The sequence below is a fragment of the Rouxiella sp. WC2420 genome (assembly GCF_041200025.1).
GTDB lineage: Bacteria > Pseudomonadota > Gammaproteobacteria > Enterobacterales > Enterobacteriaceae > Rouxiella.
Genome location: NZ_CP165628.1, coordinates 3471699 through 3490200, shown reverse-complemented (window position 1 = coordinate 3490200; position 18502 = coordinate 3471699). Strand labels below are relative to the sequence as shown.

General features: G+C 48.6%; 17 protein-coding genes. 10 read left to right on the top strand and 7 right to left on the bottom strand.

Going from position 1 to position 18502, the window contains the following annotated elements:
• Positions 1-275: 275 nt before the first annotated feature.
• The 6 genes from AB3G37_RS16110 to htpX all read left to right on the top strand — a co-directional run bounded on the left by AB3G37_RS16110 (position 276) and on the right by htpX (position 5995).
• Positions 276-773 carry a GAF domain-containing protein gene (locus tag AB3G37_RS16110; RefSeq protein ID WP_369788459.1) on the top strand — a complete coding sequence of 166 codons (498 nt, stop codon included), beginning with the start codon at positions 276-278 and terminating at the stop codon, positions 771-773.
• 95 nt (positions 774-868) lie between these two features.
• Positions 869-1558, top strand: a complete 690-nt coding sequence (gene proQ / locus AB3G37_RS16105; RefSeq protein ID WP_009635857.1) for an RNA chaperone ProQ — start codon at positions 869-871, stop codon at positions 1556-1558.
• A gap of 19 nt (positions 1559-1577) precedes the next feature.
• Positions 1578-3629, top strand: coding sequence for a carboxy terminal-processing peptidase (gene prc / locus AB3G37_RS16100; RefSeq protein WP_009635858.1), 2052 nt, complete (start codon positions 1578-1580; stop codon positions 3627-3629).
• A gap of 250 nt (positions 3630-3879) precedes the next feature.
• Positions 3880-4104, top strand: a complete 225-nt coding sequence (locus AB3G37_RS16095) for an RHS repeat-associated core domain-containing protein (RefSeq protein ID WP_369788458.1) — start codon at positions 3880-3882, stop codon at positions 4102-4104.
• 59 nt (positions 4105-4163) lie between these two features.
• A complete protein-coding gene (locus tag AB3G37_RS16090) occupies positions 4164-4802 on the top strand; it encodes a hypothetical protein (RefSeq protein ID WP_369788457.1) in 639 nt (212 codons plus the stop codon).
• A gap of 311 nt (positions 4803-5113) precedes the next feature.
• On the top strand, positions 5114-5995 hold the full coding sequence (gene htpX / locus AB3G37_RS16085; protein ID WP_369788456.1) for a protease HtpX: 882 nt from the start codon (positions 5114-5116) through the stop codon (positions 5993-5995).
• A gap of 70 nt (positions 5996-6065) precedes the next feature.
• Here htpX and AB3G37_RS16080 read toward each other — a convergent pair whose 3' ends face one another.
• On the bottom strand, positions 6066-7448 hold the full coding sequence (locus AB3G37_RS16080; RefSeq protein WP_369788455.1) for an MFS transporter: 1383 nt from the start codon (positions 7446-7448) through the stop codon (positions 6066-6068).
• A 243-nt stretch (positions 7449-7691) separates the two neighbouring features.
• Between AB3G37_RS16080 and kdgR the strand changes: the two genes are divergently transcribed.
• The gene (gene kdgR / locus AB3G37_RS16075) at positions 7692-8483 is read left to right on the top strand and encodes a DNA-binding transcriptional regulator KdgR (RefSeq protein ID WP_369788454.1); all 792 of its coding nucleotides are present in this window, start codon (positions 7692-7694) and stop codon (positions 8481-8483) included.
• Positions 8484-8553: 70 nt separating this feature from the next.
• Here the strand turns inward: kdgR and AB3G37_RS16070 are convergent, their stop codons facing one another.
• The 5 genes from AB3G37_RS16070 to hxpB all read right to left on the bottom strand — a co-directional run bounded on the left by AB3G37_RS16070 (position 8554) and on the right by hxpB (position 13554).
• Positions 8554-9945 (bottom strand): L-cystine transporter, encoded by a 1392-nt coding sequence (locus tag AB3G37_RS16070; RefSeq protein WP_369788453.1) that lies wholly within the window; start codon positions 9943-9945, stop codon positions 8554-8556.
• Positions 9946-10327: 382 nt separating this feature from the next.
• Positions 10328-10885 carry a metal-dependent hydrolase gene (locus AB3G37_RS16065; protein ID WP_369788452.1) on the bottom strand — a complete coding sequence of 186 codons (558 nt, stop codon included), beginning with the start codon at positions 10883-10885 and terminating at the stop codon, positions 10328-10330.
• A gap of 149 nt (positions 10886-11034) precedes the next feature.
• Entirely contained in the window at positions 11035-11796 is a 762-nt protein-coding gene (gene kduD, locus AB3G37_RS16060) for a 2-dehydro-3-deoxy-D-gluconate 5-dehydrogenase KduD (RefSeq protein ID WP_369788451.1), read from the bottom strand.
• A gap of 35 nt (positions 11797-11831) precedes the next feature.
• Complete coding sequence (gene kduI / locus AB3G37_RS16055) at positions 11832-12668, bottom strand: 5-dehydro-4-deoxy-D-glucuronate isomerase (RefSeq protein ID WP_009635869.1); 837 nt, start codon at positions 12666-12668, stop codon at positions 11832-11834.
• A 217-nt stretch (positions 12669-12885) separates the two neighbouring features.
• Entirely contained in the window at positions 12886-13554 is a 669-nt protein-coding gene (gene hxpB, locus AB3G37_RS16050) for a hexitol phosphatase HxpB (RefSeq protein WP_369788450.1), read from the bottom strand.
• Positions 13555-13733: 179 nt separating this feature from the next.
• Between hxpB and AB3G37_RS16045 the strand changes: the two genes are divergently transcribed.
• Positions 13734-14285 carry a YniB family protein gene (locus AB3G37_RS16045; protein ID WP_369788449.1) on the top strand — a complete coding sequence of 184 codons (552 nt, stop codon included), beginning with the start codon at positions 13734-13736 and terminating at the stop codon, positions 14283-14285.
• A gap of 108 nt (positions 14286-14393) precedes the next feature.
• Here the strand turns inward: AB3G37_RS16045 and AB3G37_RS16040 are convergent, their stop codons facing one another.
• A complete protein-coding gene (locus AB3G37_RS16040; protein ID WP_369788448.1) occupies positions 14394-15257 on the bottom strand; it encodes a fructosamine kinase family protein in 864 nt (287 codons plus the stop codon).
• Between the two features lie 322 nt (positions 15258-15579).
• On the opposite strand from AB3G37_RS16040, the gene AB3G37_RS16035 reads away from it, so the two are divergent.
• Positions 15580-16212 carry a transglycosylase SLT domain-containing protein gene (locus AB3G37_RS16035; protein ID WP_083836214.1) on the top strand — a complete coding sequence of 211 codons (633 nt, stop codon included), beginning with the start codon at positions 15580-15582 and terminating at the stop codon, positions 16210-16212.
• A 359-nt stretch (positions 16213-16571) separates the two neighbouring features.
• Complete coding sequence (gene thrS / locus AB3G37_RS16030) at positions 16572-18500, top strand: threonine--tRNA ligase (protein ID WP_369788447.1); 1929 nt, start codon at positions 16572-16574, stop codon at positions 18498-18500.
• Positions 18501-18502 lie beyond the last annotated feature (2 nt).

Genomic DNA, 18502 nt, shown 5'->3' with positions numbered 1-18502 from the left:
CAAAATGACCTGTAGAAATCGTGACTGATTGTATCAAATACCGGACATTTTAATTATCTGGGCTCTTAAAGGCCAAGAAGGTCAGGATTTTTAGACAAAATAACGTATCATGCAAACGTCAGAACAACCATTTGTCTCTGGCGAAACATATATTGTAGGCCAGTCTTTTTGAAGTCACACAGGATTAACCTTGTCGAGATACGCATTTAATGCTTATTTTATAGAGGCTAAGCATGCAAAATAGCGGTCTACCCTTAGGTTCTAATGGTTACTAAATGACTAAAGAAGCATTCTACACGGAATTAAAACGTGACCTGAACGCGTTAATCGCCGGGGAAAACAATTTTATTGCCACACTGTCCAACGTCAGTGCCTTGCTTTATGAGCGTCTTGAGGGCGTCAACTGGGCAGGATTTTATCTGATGGATAGTTCCACGCTGGTACTGGGTCCGTTTCAGGGCAAAATCGCCTGTGTGCGCATTCCGGTTGGCAAAGGCGTATGCGGAACGGCGGTTGCCGAGAACGCGGTGCAGCGGGTGGGTGATGTGCATGCCTTCCCGGGACACATTGCCTGTGACGCAGCCAGCAACGCAGAAATTGTCTTGCCCATTACCGTTGCAGGTCAGGTAATAGGTGTTTTAGATATCGATAGCACTATTTATCAACGCTTCGACGAAGTGGATGAACAGGGGCTAACAGAATTGGTAGCCGGGCTTTGTAAGTACCTGGAAAACAGTGACGCTGCAAAATATGTCAATTTGATCGCAAGTTGATCGACGGATAACGTAGCATTTACGGACGGGGTCATTATAATGTCGCCTGTTCATGCCTGCGCCGGTTGGCAAACCCGTTGTAATCAGGAAATTTCATGGAAAATCAACCTAAGTTGAACAGTAGTAAAGAAGTCATCGCCTTTTTGGCAGAGCGTTTCCCGCTTTGCTTCAGCGCCGAAGGTGAAGCGCGCCCATTAAAGATCGGTATCTTTCAGGATCTGGTAGAGCGCGTTCAGGGTGAAGAGAATTTGAGCAAGACACAATTGCGCTCTGCTCTGCGTCTGTATACCTCAAGTTGGCGTTATCTGTATGGCGTTAAAGTTGGCGCTCAACGCGTTGACCTTGACGGCAATGCTTGTGGTGTTCTCGAAGAACAGCACGTCGAGCACGCCCGTAAACAATTGGAAGAAGCAAAAGCCCGCGTTCAGGCACAACGTGCCGAGCAACAGGCCAAGCGTCGCGAAGCCAACGGTGAAAATGCCGAGCCGCGTCGCCCACGTCCGGCAGCAAAAAAACCTGCTCCGCGTCGTGAAAATGCGCCTGCCGCTGTTTCTGGTCAAGAAAATCGCAAACCGCGCACTCCACGTCCAGTACGTGAAGTGAGCCAACCGCGTCAGGTGCCAGTTACAGATATCACAAAACTGCAAATTGGTCAGGAAATCAAAGTCAGAGCAGGTAAGAGTGCTATGGACGCTACCGTTTTGGAAATTGCAAAAGACGGCGTTCGTGTGCAGCTCTCTTCGGGTCTGGCGATGATCGTACGCGCAGAACACTTGCAGTTCTGATACGGAGGCCAACTCAGGCATGAACAAATTTGTCAGATTAAGCGTAATTGCGGGTCTGCTACTTACGGGAACAGGTCTGGTTAACACCAGCTTTGCGAATGACAGTGCACCGGTCACTATCAGTCAGCTCCCGCAATTAGCACAAGAGCCTCAAGACGCAACGGTTAGTGAGCGTGTAACTGCACGCTTCACCCGTTCGCACTATCGTCAATTCGATCTTAATGCGGACTTCTCAGGTAAAATTTTCGATCGTTACCTGAACATGCTCGACAACGGTCATAACGTGCTTATGGCTTCCGATGTCGCCCAGTTTGCCGATAAACGCGGCACCTTGGGTGAAGAGTTGAAATCCGGTCAATTGGTCACGCCTTACGCTTTGTATAATCTGGCGCAGAAACGTCGTTTCGAACGCTACGAATATGCTTTGTCCGTGCTTGAGCGGCCAATGAATTTCACCGGTAATGATTCAATTACCCTCGATCGCACCAAGGCTCCGTGGCCGAAAGACTCCACCGAGCTTGATGAGCTTTGGGACCAGAAAGTCAAATATGACGAACTGAACCTGAAGCTGACCGGTAAAAACGATCAGGAAATTCGCGATATTCTCGGTAAACGCTATCGTTTCGCAATGAAGCGTCTGACGCAAAGCAACAGCGAAGACGTCTTCCAGCTGATCATGAACGCGTTTGCGCACGAAATCGATCCCCATACCAACTATTTGTCTCCGCGCAGCACCGATCAGTTCAACACCGAAATGAGCCTTTCTCTGGAAGGTATTGGTGCGGTTCTGCAGGGCGACGATGACTATACCGTAATCAACTCGATGGTAGCAGGCGGCCCGGCGGCCAAGAGCAAAACTATTGCTGTCGGTGACCGTATTGTCGGCGTTGGCCAGACAGGTAAACCGATTGTCGATGTGATCGGTTGGCGTCTTGATGACGTCGTTGCTTTAATCAAAGGTCCAAAAGGCAGCAAGGTTCGTCTGGAAGTGTTGCCGGCGGGCAAGGGTACCAAGACTCGGACTATCACCTTAACGCGTGAGAAAATCCGTCTTGAAGACCGTGCCGTTAAAATGACCATCAAGAAAGTCGGCAATGAAAAAGTTGCCGTGATGGACATTCCAGGCTTCTACGTCGGTCTGACCGATGACGTGAAAGTCCAGCTGCAAAAAATGGCCAAGCAGAACGTCAACAGCCTGGTTATCGACCTGCGTACAAACGGCGGCGGCGCTCTGACCGAGGCAGTTTCACTTTCTGGCCTGTTCATTCCAAGCGGCCCGGTAGTGCAGGTTCGTGATAACAACGGTCGTATTCGTCAAGACAGCGATAACGACGGCGTTGAGTACTATAAAGGTCCGCTGGTAGTGCTGGTCGACCGTTACAGCGCTTCTGCTTCTGAAATCTTTGCTGCTGCGATGCAGGATTACGGCCGCGCTCTGATTGTCGGTGAACCGACCTTCGGTAAAGGTACCGTTCAGCAATATCGTTCTCTGAATCGTATTTACGATCAGATGCTGCGTCCTGAATGGCCAGCGCTGGGCTCTGTGCAATACACTATCCAGAAATTCTATCGAATCAATGGTGGTAGCACGCAGCGTAAAGGTGTCACGCCAGATATCGTTATGCCAACCGGTATGATCGACAATGACGTGGGCGAACGATTTGAAGATAACGCCATGCCTTGGGACAGCATCAAAGCTGCGACCTATACCAAGACGGGTGATCTTGCGCCGTTGGTCCCTGAACTGCTGAAAGAGCACGATGCACGCATCGCGCAGGATCCAGAGTTCCAGTACATCGAGCAGGATATTGCCAAGTTTAAAGCCAATAAAGACAAGCAGAACGTGGTTTCTTTGAATTACGCTCAGCGTGACAAAGAAGACAAAGAAGATGATGCTACGCGTCTGACTCGTCTGAACGAGCGTTTTAAACGTGAAGGCAAGAAGCCAATCAAGTCTCTCGACGATTTGCCGAAAGATTATGTAGCTCCAGATCCTTATCTGGATGAGGCTGATAATATTGCTGTCGACCTGTCGAAGCTTGAAAAAACACAGGACAGCCAGTCTAAATAAGTCTGCTGTTACCGTGTAATAAGAATAAAGGGCTGCCTCTTGGAGGTGGCCCTTTTTTTATGGCTGTGATGGGTCCTAAATAACGATGCCTATTTCTGGTTCAAAATAACCCAATCCCAAACCCTAATTTTTGATCGTTACCTCATTCCCGCGTTTTGCTGATTTTTATGATGATTAATGATTTCTTCTATTTTGGTGATGCTGCTAATACATCTGGCAACTCAATGGCATCAATTATCAGGAAGGAACCATGAATAATTCAACTCTAGGATTTAACGGCGAACGGCGTGACCTCATCAGCGAGGCAGCGCATCTTGGCAATGGTTATCGGGCTTATAATCCGATATTAATGCGTTTTAACTCTCCTGATAGCTGGAGTCCATTTGGTGAGGGAGGATTAACCCCTACGCTTATTGTGACGGCGACCCGATTAATCGCAGCGATCCTTCGGGGCACATGGGCTGGCAATCGATAGTAGGTATTGTTACCAGTACATTGGCGATAACACTCATTCCATTTACGATGGGGTCCTCTATGGCAGCCAGCACCTGCGTGATCGCCGGTTTGGCACTGGCTGCTGATGTGGCGAGTATTGCCAGTGCGTCACTGGAGGATCAACATCCGCAAGCCTCGGCGATTCTTGGATGGACCTCGATGGCTTTGGGCGTAGTTTCATTAGGCATGAGTACGGCGGCGGCGGTGCAGGGATTTCGTTCCGCGCTAAAGACAAGGGCGCTGGCGAGCAGCGTCGCCGATGTCGGGGCGAGTCGCCAGGCGGGAGTTGGCGTAGCGCATGCCGAACCCCGTTTAGCATTCTCGGTGCCGGGGCAGCAGCCGCAGTCTTTGCGTTCGTTAGCCATGGCTGCTGCTACAGACGATTCTCGTATTCGCGCTAAAATTAGTTTAGGTACAGGTGAATTGCCGACTTCTCTGGCGAAAGAAGCCGTATTCAGGCGGCTGGGAAATCTAGTTAACTATCACCTTAGCGGTGGCAATCATATTGACGACATACAAGACTGCTTTATACAGTTGTTAAAAAGTTTCACGAACAAAGCCAATGGCTATCAAAGGAAAATGGTGGTAGAGAATTTTGAACGCATTTATCAGGCTAAATTTCCAGAACCTCGATTAAACACTTTTTTATTACATTTTTTTCAGAATAATACGGTATAGGCTTTGGATGGGATCCTTCTCATCCTCTTTATGAAGCTTCAGATATAGTTAACCAGGCGATGCCGTTAAACTCCATTGGCAGAGATTTGTATAATCAGTTCATTTTTAAATTCTGGCCCTAGAAGCAGCTTGCAATAGTCTGGTGTTATCTACAAAAAGCTTCAAAATGTAAAGTATTGTGAATTACGACCTCTACCATGTCCTGACACTTGAATCCTGTGGGAAAGCCCATAGGATCAAGGTATCCCGCTGTTTGAATCTCGGGATAATCTGTTCGACAACGAAAACAACAATGAGGAAGTATTAATTTTATGATGCGTATAGCGTTGTTCCTGATGACTAACCTGGCAGTCATGGTGGTTTTCGGGCTGGTACTCAGCCTGACAGGCATTCGTTCTAGCAGCGTAATGGGGCTGATGATCATGGCTGGTCTTTTCGGCTTTGGTGGTGCGTTTGTTTCTTTGCTGATGTCAAAATGGATGGCGTTGCGCTCGGTAGGTGGGGAAGTGATTGAGCAGCCGCGTAACGAAACCGAACGCTGGTTGATGAATGTAGTAAGCCGCCAGTCCCAGCAGGCAGGGATCAAGATGCCGCAGGTTGCGATTTATCATGCTCCCGACATTAACGCCTTTGCCACCGGCGCGCGCCGCGATGCGTCACTGGTTGCGGTCAGCACCGGCCTTTTGCAAAGCATGAGTCAGGACGAGGCAGAAGCCGTTATCGCCCACGAAATCAGCCACATTTCCAACGGGGATATGGTGACCATGACCCTGATTCAGGGTATTGTGAACACCTTTGTGATCTTTATTTCACGTATTCTCGCGCAGATCGCCGCCGGTTTTATGTCTGGCGATCGTGAAGGCGAAAACAACAGCAACGGTAATCCGCTGGTTTATTTTGCAGTTTCAATGGTGCTTGAACTGGTGTTCGGTATTGTTGCCAGTATCATCACTATGTGGTTCTCTCGTCATCGCGAGTTTTACGCTGATGCCGGTTCTGCCAAGTTGGTCGGACGCGAGAAGATGATCGCCGCGTTGCAACGACTGAAAACCAGTCATGAACCGCAGGAAGCGGGCAGTATGATGGCCCTGTGCATTAACGGTAAATCTAAAACCTTTAGCGAACTGTTTATGTCACACCCGCCGCTTGATAAACGCATTGAAGCACTGCGTAGTGGGGAATACATTAAATAATCGCTGTTTAAAATTACAAAGGCCCGGCATTGATTGCCGGGCCTTTTTGCTGCTGACTATCAAACGAAAATTAAGCTTTTTGCTGTTCGACCAGTTTTTGTGTCATCCGCAGCATGCTGACAACCGCACCGGCCAACGCCAACGTACCGGCCAGGATTAGCGAGGCGTGTGTCCCGCTGGCGCTAAACAGGTTAAACATCAGCGCAACCATGGCTGCACCGGTAGTTTGTCCCAACAGTCTGGCAGTACCAAGCATCCCGCTGGCACCGCCGCTGCGGCTGCGCGGGGCAGAAGAAACAATGGTGTGGTTATTAGGCGACTGAAACAGGCCAAAGCCCGCTCCGCACACTATCATCCGCCAGATAATATTCAGATGAGAAGGGTGTTCAGGCAGCAAGGCCAGAGAATACAGGCCGATTGAGAAAACGACCAGTCCTACGCCGCCCAGAATTCCCGGATGGAAACGCTCAACTAAACGCCCGGAAATAGGTGCCATCACCATGGTCGCCAGCGGCCATGGCGTCAGCAAGAGACCCGTGGAAACCGCGTCTAGCCCCAGAGTGTTTTGCAAAAAGAATGGCAGCGAAACGAATGCCAGCATTTGCGCTGCAAAAGAACACATTGAGGTGCAGATAGACATAGTGAAAATCGGAATACGCAGCAAGTCGACCGGCAGCAGCGGCGAGCTTTTGGTTAGCTGACGACGAATAAAGAACCAGCCGATAACTACCAAGGCAACCACCTCGCCAAGGATCAGCCGGTGATCAAGGCCTTGTGCATAGCCACTTATTGCGCTGATTAACAGCCCGAAAGTCAGGGCATTCATCATGCTGCTGATAAAATCGAATTTGCGGCCAATGGCTTTCGAACTATTGCCCGGCAAAAACTTCAGGCCCATACAAAAGGCAATCAGGCCGATTGGCAGGTTGATTGCGAACAGCCATGGCCAGTTGGCGAAAGAAAGGATAGCCGCGGCGACAGTAGGGCCGGCAGCAGAAGACACGGCCACAATCAGCGCGTTGATGCCCATTCCGCGTCCGAGAAAGCGTTGTGGATAAATGATTCTCACCAGCGCTACATTGACGCTCATGATACAAGCCGCACCAAACCCCTGTAATACCCTCGCCACCGTTAGCGTCATCAGTGAGTCAGACATCGCGCAGGCCAAAGAGGTAAAACTAAATAGCACCAGCCCAATCATATAGATACGGCGATAACCGAATATCTCGCCCAGTGATGAAAGCGAAAGCAGCGAAATGGTAATCGCCAATTGGTAGGCGTTGACTATCCAAATCGAGGAAGCAGGGCTAGCGTGAAGATCTTGTGCAATCGTGGGAAGCGCCACATTTGCAATGGCCCCGTCGAGCACCGAAACAGTGATCCCCAATGCAATAGTAAGGATTGCCCCATAGCGTTGAGGTATAGGAAGTCCGTCAATAACCGTGGTTGTCATGTTTGATTGTCAGCATTGTGCTTATAAGAGTGGGTAATATTATCACGCTAACTAGTCTGCGTCTGAAGCGCGGCGGCGTGTAACAACTTAATTAATTGTAACAGGAGTTAACATTTTTATCACAAACCCCTTTTGCATGGTTCATTCTCATAGAAATGCTGTTCCATTTTTTATGAAACAAAAAAAGTATCTGCCCATTATTTATGAAATAATGCATAAAACAATCTCATGACAGGTAAAACTATGGCTATCGCAGACCTTGATAAGCAGCCCGATTCTGTCTCATCGGTGTTGAAAGTGTTTGGTATTTTGCAGGCTTTGGGCGACGAGCGCGAGATAGGCATCACCGAGCTTTCGCAGCGCGTAATGATGTCGAAAAGCACTGTTTATCGTTTCCTGCAGACGATGAAGTCATTAGGTTATGTCGATCAGGAAGGGGAGTCAGAGAAGTATACCCTGACGCTGAAACTGTTTGAGCTGGGTGCCAAGGCGTTGCAAAACGTCGATCTGATCCGCAGCGCCGATATTCAGATGCGTGAGATTTCGCGTTTAACGCGCGAGACCATTCACCTTGGCGCGTTGGACGAAGACGGCATTGTTTACATCCATAAAATTGACTCGATGTATAACCTGCGCATGCATTCGCGCATTGGTCGCCGTAATCCATTGCACAGCACTGCAATTGGCAAGGTCCTGCTGGCATGGGGTGAACATAATGATGTTGAGGCACTGTTAGCCGGGATTCAGTTCACACGCAGCACCGATAATACTATTGCCGATGCGCCGAGCCTGGTCAAAGTGTTGGAGAAAGTCCGCGAGCAAGGTTATGGCGAGGATATTGAAGAGCAAGAGCAAGGATTGCGCTGTATCGCCGTTCCGGTTTTTGACCGTTTTGGCGTAGTGATTGCCGGGCTGAGTATTTCTTTCCCTACTATTCGTTTTTCTGAAGAAAGTAAGAAAGATTATGTAGCGATGCTGCACACTGCCGCGCGTAATATTTCCGAACAGATGGGCTTTCATCAGTACCCGTTCTGACTTTCAGCTTGATATATAAAGAAAGGCGAAGCCCATCAGCTTCGCCTTTTTTGCATTTCCGGGGATGATATTAGCGGTGTGCCAGTTCGGCGTGCTCTTCTTCATCCATCACTTTTTTATCGGTGAGTTTAAGCAGTTGACTGGTAATAGTGCCAGCGGTCATTGAACCGCTAACGTTTAGCGCGGTGCGCCCCATGTCGATCAAGGGTTCGATGGAAATCAGCAACGCGACCAGCGTAACCGGTAGACCCATGGCGGGCAGAACAATCAGCGCAGCAAAGGTTGCACCGCCGCCTACGCCTGCCACGCCAGCAGAGCTAAGAGTGACAATGCCAACCAGCGTTGCAATCCACATTGGCTCAAACGGATTGATGCCCACGGTAGGAGCAACCATTACCGCCAGCATGGTCGGATAAAGACCGGCACAGCCGTTTTGGCCGATGGTGGCGCCAAACGAAGCCGCGAAACTTGCGATTGATTCAGGAATACCTAAACGACGAGTTTGCGCTTCTACGCTTAGCGGGATAGTGGCCGCGCTGGAACGGCTGGTGAAGGCAAAAGACAACACCGGCCAAACCTTGCGGAAGAACTTGGCAGGATTCACACCGGTAAACGACAGCAGCAGGGCGTGAACCGCAAACATAATCGCCAGTCCGAGGTATGACGCCACAACGAAACTGCCCAGCTTGATGATGTCGTGGATATTCGAACCAGCAACCACTTTGGTCATCAGCGCCATCACGCCGTAAGGGGTTAACTTCATGACCAGGCGTACCAGCTTCATCACCCAAGATTGCATAATCTCGATAAAGGCCAGAACTTTAGGTCCTTTTTCGGCGTCATCCTTCACCAGCTGCAGCGCCGCTACGCCCACAAAAGCAGAGAAAATCACCACGCTAATGATCGACGTCGGGCTTGCGCCGGTCAAATCTGCAAACGGATTTTTCGGAATAAATGACAGCACCATTTGCGGTACGGTCAAATCGGCAACTTTGCCCACGTAGTTGGTTTGCAGAGCCGCCAGACGCGCGGTTTCCTGGGTGCCTTGTACCAGTCCTTCAGCCGTCAGGCCGAACAGTTTGGTCACGAATACACCCACTAAAGCGGCAATCAGCGTGGTAAACAGCAGTGTACCAATCGTCAGGAAACTGATTTTACCCAATGAAGACGCATTATGCAGACGAGCAACGGCGCTAAGAATTGACACAAACACCAGCGGCATCACAATCATTTGCAATAGCTGGACATAGCCGTTACCAACAATATTGAACCACGGGATAGAGTTCTTCAAAACAGCGCTGTCGGGACCATAGATTAGCTGTAATGCCAGACCGAAGACTACGCCGACCAACAGGCCTACGAGAACCTTCTTTGCCAAACTCCATTGCGAACGGCTTGATTTAGCCAACAGCAAAAGGAGGGCAACAAAAACCACCACGTTTAATACCAGCGGAAGATTCATACCCAAAGCTCCAGAGAAAACTTATGAAAAATGTTTTGATGATGCCGCGCAAAGAGCAACATTTCAGGATGTAACGATGGGCGTAGAATAGCAGACTGCAAAGGTGCAACATTATAACCAAAAAGAATTCATTATTTCTTTTGGTTATATGCAACCAATTGATTGGTAGGCACAATGTATTGGAGAAGTTTTATTGGACAGGCTCTACTGCGGAAATTCAGGCTATGCATGAATCCCGGCTGCGAAAACAGCTGTTCTTGTCGATTACCGCGACTATCACTGATGGAGGTTGCATGCTTTTTAATTTAGTCCAAACGGGATTAATAAGCGTGTCCATAAACTTGGCCGGAATTTTTGGCGGACTTAATTTAAATTCTTCAATTTAAGTTAAATACTTCAAAATAAAACTTAGGCCATGCGGGTTGATTGCATCAATGATGGGCGACCAGTTAGGCCAAAACAGCGTCAGTCCAACCATAATCAGACAAAACATTCGTTCCAGCTGGTTGCCTTTTTGGCTGCTAATCAATGGTAGACGAAAGCGCCATCGGCAGGGCCACAGCAGCGGAACGCCGGCCGGTGTGAGCATGTCAGCCAAAATATGGCTTAAATAGCCGATCACCATCCCGTGCAGTGCATCAATCGGAATTACCCAGTCGTGGGGAAGACGCGTTTTAAGCAGAAACACTCCGGCGGCAACTGCCAAAAGACTGTGAGTAAATCCACGATGACCAAACATGCGTGCTATGGGTTGTGAAATCCATCGCAGCCGTTGCCCTAACAGAGATTTAGGATGATCGATATCCGGAAGTAGTGAGGTCAGCAGCGAAGCCGGGATAATATGCCACCAGTCACCATGAGCAAGCTCTGGCGATAGCTGGGCCTTTTTGGCGAACACTGCGCAAGCAATGGAAAAAATGAGATGACCTTCCGCAGTCATAATGCATCCGAACTGAATAACTGTTATTTTATCCAGTATAGATGAAAGCGATTTTCTGCGGAAGGTGTTACCCTGTAACTATTTGTCAATTAATTGATAACTAAGGTAAAAATAGTTGCGTTGTGACAGTGTAATGTGACGTTTTGTCACTATCTGGCCAGCCAGCCGCCATCAACGGCTAGAGTGTAGCCATTGACATAGTCGGAGGCTGCCGAGGCCAGAAACACCACAGGCCCCATGATATCCTGCTGTTCGCCCCAGCGCCCGGCCGGAATACGGTCCAGAATAGCCTGGCTACGATCCTCATCGGCGCGCAGTTGCTCGGTGTTGTTGGTGACCATATAACCGGGCGCAATCGCATTCACATTGATTTTATGCTTGGCCCATTCATTGGCCAGCAGGCGGGTAATACCCATCACCGCGCTTTTCGAAGCAGTATAAGAGGGTACGCGGATCCCGCCCTGGAAAGACAGCATTGAGGCGATGTTAATGATTTTTCCACCACTGCCTTGCTTGATAAACTGTCGAGCAACGGCCTGAGCCATAAAAAACAGCGTCTTGCTGTTGACGTTCATCACGTCATCCCAGTCTTGCTCCGAAAAATTCAACGCATCTTCGCGGCGAATAATTCCAGCGTTATTGACCAGAATATTTATTTGCCCCATCTCACCGATCGCGGTCTCAAGCAGGCGCGGTATGGCTTCTATACTGGTCAGATCGGCTCGTAAATCAAGAAATCTACGGCCCAGAGCATGTATTTTATCCATAGTTTCAATGGGTTGTGAGCGATTCACTCCGACTATGTCACAACCGGCCTGCGCTAGACCGATTGCCATGGCTTGTCCTAGCCCAGTATTGCAGCCGGTGACGATCGCCACCTTTCCCTGAAGATCAAAGCTGTTCAGCACCATAGCGGTATCCTGTCTGACGTTGCTTAATAAAAGGTTTATCTGAGCGCGTTAACGGCAACGTGGTCCATATCATCAAACACCTGATTTTCGCCAACCATGCCCCAGATAAAGGTGTAACGCTTGGTGCCTACGCCCGAGTGAATCGACCAGCTTGGAGAAATCACCGCCTGTTCGTTGTGGACCAGCAAATGACGCGTTTCCTGTGGCTGCCCCATCATGTGGAACACGGCGGTATCGTCATCCATATCAAAATAGAAATATACTTCCATGCGGCGATCGTGGGTGTGGCAAGGCATAGTGTTCCACAGGCTGCCTTCCTCGAGCTTGGTTAGCCCCATGGTTAACTGGCAAGTTTCGAGTACATCGGGAACGATAAATTTATTGATAGTGCGGCGATTGCTGGTACTGGCGTCGCCCAGAGTTTGAGGCGAAGCTTCTGCCAGCGTTATTTTCTTGTCCGGGAAACGAGTGTGTGCAGGCGCACTGTTGTAATAGAACTTGGCCGGGCGTGCCGCATCAATGCTGCTGAACTCAACCTGTCGGGCACCTTTGCCTACATACAGCGCCTCTTGGTTGCCAATTTCATAGGTTTTTCCGTCGACCTTTATAAGTCCGGGTCCGCCAATATTGATCACTCCCAGTTCACGACGTTCAAGGAAGTAGCTAACGCCGAGTTGTTTACCGACTTCATCTCCGACCGTCACGGCCTTTTGAACCGGCATTACACCGCCGATGATAATGCGGTCAATATGACTGTAAGTCAGGGTGTAAGCATCTTTCTCAAAGATTTTCTCGATCAAAAACTCGCGGCGTAATCCTGCGGTATCGAGCTGTTTGGCGTGATCGCTGTGAATACTTTGGCGGACTTGCATAGCGGAACCTCTTCATCGTAACCAATGGGGAATTAATCGCAGCAGTAACCACTGCTTGATTTCGTCGATGAGAGAAGCATAGAAGTATTGGTATGTGAATTCAATAAAAATGAAATGATGTTTTATTTTTATTGGTTGCGATTCTTAAGTTTGTGATGCAGGTCAAAAAAATAGCGGACTCAAGAGGCCGCCATGATAGAAATACGGTTTTCAAAACCTACAAGCCCAAATGCGCTGACGTCAGTTGTTCTAATGATGAAAGCTTTGCATCGGCCAGCGCCCAGCGCGGGTCCGCGGCATGTTGCTTGTCAGGAACGACAATCGAGCGCATTCGTGCCGCTTTGGTCGCGATCATGCCGTTAAAGGAATCTTCCAGAGTGACGCAATCCAGTGGATCAATACCTAATTCAGCAGCGGCCAGCAAATAAACTTCTGGATGTGGCTTGCTGTAAGCCAGATATTCTGCCGATTGTCGCGTCTCGAAATACGATTGAAGATTAAACATATCCAGCACCTGATTAATCATGTGCAGCGGCGATGCCGAGGCGATACCAATTTTCAAACCCTGGGACTGACAGAGTTTCAAAGCGTGTTCTACACCGGGCAGCAGAGGGCGGGTCGCTGCAACCTTTTCAACGGTAGTGGCGATAATTCGTGCCGTTACCTCGGCTTCGCTGGGGCCTTGCCACGGCAGAACGCGTGCCCACATGCGAACCGTCTGGTCGATTCGTAACCCTAATGTACTGGGAACAAGATGTTTTTTGGAAATATCGACACCGATACTGGCGAAAACCTCCAACTCGGACTCCATCCAGAAAGGCTCTGAATCAATCAGAAGTCCATCCATGTCAAAAATTGCGGCCTGAACGGGTTTTACATGACTCATTTTTAAAACTCCCAGTTACACTGAATTAGCTTGATGATAAAAAGAGCATAACACACCCAAACTCTGTGCTCAGCGCCGAAATAATGAGCCATTCAAAGATGTTAACTAAAATTTTGGGCGTGTTTCGATAACTATGGTTAAACTGACGCTTCTAAGAGACGTCCTAACAAGGGGAATTCATGACGTATCAACAAGCAGGCCGTGTAGCCGTCTTAAAACGGATCCTGGGATGGGTCATTTTCATCCCAGCTTTGCTATCGACGGTTATTTCGATGCTTAATTTCTTTTATGCGCAAGCCAAAGGCGAGAAGGGCATTAATGCGGTGATGGTTGATTTCGTCCACGTCATGGTGGATATGGCCAAGTTTAACACCCCGTTTCTGAATGCATTCTGGTATAACGCGCCGCAGCCGGTATTAGGGCAGGGCATCACCAGCGCCAATCTGATGTTTATCGTAATTTACTGGCTGATTTTTGTTGGATTGGCTCTGCAGGCCAGCGGCGCGCGGATGTCCCGTCAGGTGCGTCACATCCGTGAGGGCGTGCAGGATCAGCTGATTCTGGAACAGACTCGTGCAAGCGAAGCCAGAACACAGCAGCAAATTGAAGAGAAGATTGTTATTCCTCGACACACCATCTTCCTGCAGATTTTCCCGCTATATATTCTGCCGCTAATTATTGCAGTTATTGCCTATTTCGTTTTGAAATTATTAGGTTTACTGGGGCAATAAACACCACGCGTTAATCTCGGTAAGTTAAGCATTCTAAATAGAATAAAGCCTGAGCATAAGGATATGTTCAGGCTTTATTTTTCCTCTGGAAATTGCCCATTATTGCCATTATTTATCGTGTAATAATCTCTCAATGGCGCGTTGCGCGACCACTTCATGCTGTCCGCCAAACAGGTTACTGCGATTCAATAGATAATAAAGCTGATACACCGTTTGACGATCAATATAGCCAGCTGGAAGCGGGGTAATACTTTGATAACCATCAATAACCTGATTAGGAATATTCGGATATAGCGGCAACATAGATAAATCACATTCCCGGTCTCCCCAATAGCATGCCGGGTCGAATAATATCGGGCCGTGTTCAGACTGGCCGCAGTTATGTGGCCATAAGTCGCCATGTAACAGCGAAGGTTGTGGCTGATGGTTTTGTAGCTTTGAACGTACTCGCTCGATAATCAGCTCGGTATCGCCGAAATTCATGCCTTTTTCAGCCGCAAGTTGCAACTGCCAACCGATGCGCTGTTGAGAGAAAAAGGTCGACCACTTGCGTTGCCAGGCATTAGGTTGCGGCACGGTGGCGAGCTCGTTATCAAAATCCAGGCCAAATTCCAGCTGTTCGCTCCACTGATGCAGTGCGGCTAGCTGCTGCCCCAAAAGGTAGGCGTTATCGACATCAAGCGAGATAAGTGGCAGATATTCCAGTAACAGAAAACTGTAATCACGGTCACTGCCGACGCCATAAACCTCTGGTACGCGTACCGTTTTACTTTTGGCAAGCATGTCCAACTGGTCTGCTTCGGCAGCGAACAACGGCAACAGTTCTCGTGAGTTACATTTTACGAACACTTCTTTATCCCCGTAGCTCAAGCGCCAGGCAGCATGGATTTCTCCTCCCGGTAGCTCGACACGTTCACGGATTTCTGCACTTCTAAGATGTTCACTCAACAGACGATTAACGGCTTGCCACATGGTATCACCCCTTCGGACTGGCCAGATAATTCATTAAGTTAGCGGTTTTGTTGCCGGAAAACCCCGATCGAGCGCACAGCGCGACTGGCTGATGTCGATTATTTAACGCCCACGAATTAGGACTTTCATTAATCTTGAACAGGTCAACGATATTATTAAATGCTTTATGAGTATAAACAGACATTAATACAGGAATTATCCGATCGACTAATTCCTTAGATTCTTGTTTCATCTACCATTCTCAATAATAGCCGAAAAAAATATTCTCGTGTTCAAAAAATGTGTATATGCTGGCTTTCGTCCAAGTCGCGAGAGATCTCAAGTGAAACTCAAATTTCTATATTTGATGACTGCGCTATTTTTGGCGGGGTGCGCAAAACAAACCCCAATACAAACAAGTAAATTGATTACCCAACCCAGTGTTCAGGAAGAGCCATCGTTAATGCATCAAGGCCCTTACGGCACGGTGATTAAACAGGCTGCGAGTACTTACGGTGTTGACGAAACACTGGTTAAAGCGATTATTCAGGTCGAATCAGGATTTAACCCAGGGGCAGTCAGCAGATCCAACGCAGTGGGTTTGATGCAGCTTAAAGCTTCCACCGCCGGGCGCGATGCCTACCGGTTGAAAGGGCGAGATGGGCAACCGACCACGCACGAACTTAAAGATCCACGAGTTAACATAGATTTGGGTACTGCTTACCTAAGCATGTTGCAGCAGCAATTGGCCGGGATTAACAATCCAGAGACCCTGCGCTATGCCACTACGGTTGCTTATGTAAACGGAGCTGGAGCACTGTTGAGAACCTTCTCGAAAGACCGGGTTTATGCGGTGGCACAAATCAATCAGCTAACACCTGAACAGTTCTACAAACATATACAAAAAAACCATCCAGCTGCTCAGGCACCACGTTATCTGTGGAAAGTTAACAACGCCTATCTGGCGATGCGTTAAGCCAAATATAACAAGTATCTATTCTGAACGCTCCGCAGTGTATCTCTCGCTGCGGAGCGTTTGATCTTTCTGTGCTGACTGTAATCTCACGATTTACCGCCATGACTGGCTTTGCGGCATACCGCGGGTCATTTCATGAAAAAAGCCACGTAAGTTGCTGGAAAAATGCGCTTTACGGGTGATACACTCTGCCTCAGTTCTTTGCGTCACACCCTGTGTTCTACCGTTTTTAGAATCCAAGCGTGTATATATTTGGCAAGGTAAAGTCGAATAGCGCAATCAACCAAATGAATTCAAATACAAATATTTTTCTATATGTGCTCTGTCGTGTGGGGCACCACTGTAGATGAGGAAAGATCATGCCTGTTATTACTCTCCCTGATGGTAGTCAGCGTCAGTTTGACCATCCTGTTTCTCCTTATGATGTTGCACTGGATATCGGCCCAGGTCTGGCGAAAGCCTGTATCGCTGGTCGTGTAAACGGTGAGCTGGTCGATGCCGGCGATCTTATCGAGAACGATGCTCAATTAGCCATTATCACCGCAAAAGATGATGCCGGTTTAGAAATTCTCCGTCACTCCTGTGCGCACCTGCTGGGTCACGCTATCAAGCAGCTTTGGCCTAACACCAAGATGGCTATCGGTCCTACAATCGACAACGGTTTTTACTACGATGTAGACTTGGACCACACGCTGACTCAGGAAGATATCGATCTGCTTGAAAAGCGCATGCACGAACTGGCTGAAAAGAATTACGACGTTATTAAAAAGAAAGTCAGCTGGCAGGAAGCGCGCGATACCTTTGAAGGTCGCGGCGAGCAGTACAAGATTGCCATTCTTGATGAAAATATCAGCCACGACGATCGTCCAGGCCTGTATCATCATGAAGAATACGTTGATATGTGTCGTGGTCCACACGTGCCAAACATGCGTTTCTGCCACCATTTCAAGCTGCAGAAAACGTCTGGTGCTTACTGGCGTGGTGACAGCGACAATAAAATGTTGCAGCGTATTTACGGCACTGCCTGGGCTGATAAAAAGCAGTTGAATTCCTACCTGCAGCGTCTTGAAGAAGCGGGCAAGCGTGACCACCGTAAAATCGGTAAAGCCCTTGACCTCTATCATATGCAGGAAGAAGCGCCTGGTATGGTGTTCTGGCACAATGACGGCTGGACTATCTTCCGCGAGCTGGAAGCCTTCGTGCGTATGAAGCTGAAGTCTTATCAGTATCAGGAAGTCAAAGGCCCGTTCATGATGGACCGTGTGCTGTGGGAAAAAACCGGCCATTGGGACAACTATAAAGATGCGATGTTCACTACCTCTTCCGAGAACCGTGAATACTGTATCAAGCCAATGAACTGCCCGGGTCACGTACAGATTTTCAACCAAGGGTTGAAGTCTTATCGCGATCTGCCACTGCGTATGGCCGAATTTGGTAGCTGCCACCGTAACGAGCCGTCAGGTGCCTTGCACGGTTTGATGCGCGTTCGTGGTTTCACTCAGGACGATGCCCATATCTTCTGTACTGAAGAACAGGTTCGTGATGAAGTGAATAGCTGCATCAAAATGGTCTACGATGTGTACAGCACTTTCGGTTTTGAAAAGGTTGTGGTCAAGCTGTCGACCCGTCCTGCCAAGCGTATCGGCACAGACGAAACCTGGGATCGCGCAGAAGCCGACCTCGCCGCTGCATTAGTCGAAAATAACATCGCTTTCGAATATCAGCCGGGTGAAGGGGCGTTCTATGGTCCTAAAATTGAATTTACCTTGCATGATTGTTTGGATCGTGCGTGGCAGTGTGGTACCGTGCAGCTCGACTTTTCATTACCTGAGCGTTTAGACGCAACTTACATCGGCGAAAGCAACGATCGTAAAACCCCGGTAATGATTCACCGAGCAATTTTGGGTTCAATGGAACGCTTCATTGGTATTCTGACCGAAGAATACGCGGGCTTTTTCCCAACCTGGATTGCACCGGTACAGGCAGTTGTGATGAATATTACTGATTCACAAGCGCCTTACGTCGAAGAATTGACAAAAAAACTGCAAGATGCAGGTATTCGCGTTAAAGCCGACTTGAGAAATGAGAAGATTGGCTTTAAAATCCGCGAGCACACGCTGCGTCGTGTTCCCTACATGTTAGTTTGTGGCGATAAAGAGGTCGAATCAGGCAAAGTTGCCGTTCGTACTCGCCGTGGCAAAGACTTGGGAAGCATCGACGTTAGCGAAGTCGTAGACAAACTGTTGGCGGAGATCCGCAGCAGAAGTCTTCATCAACTGGAGGAATAAAG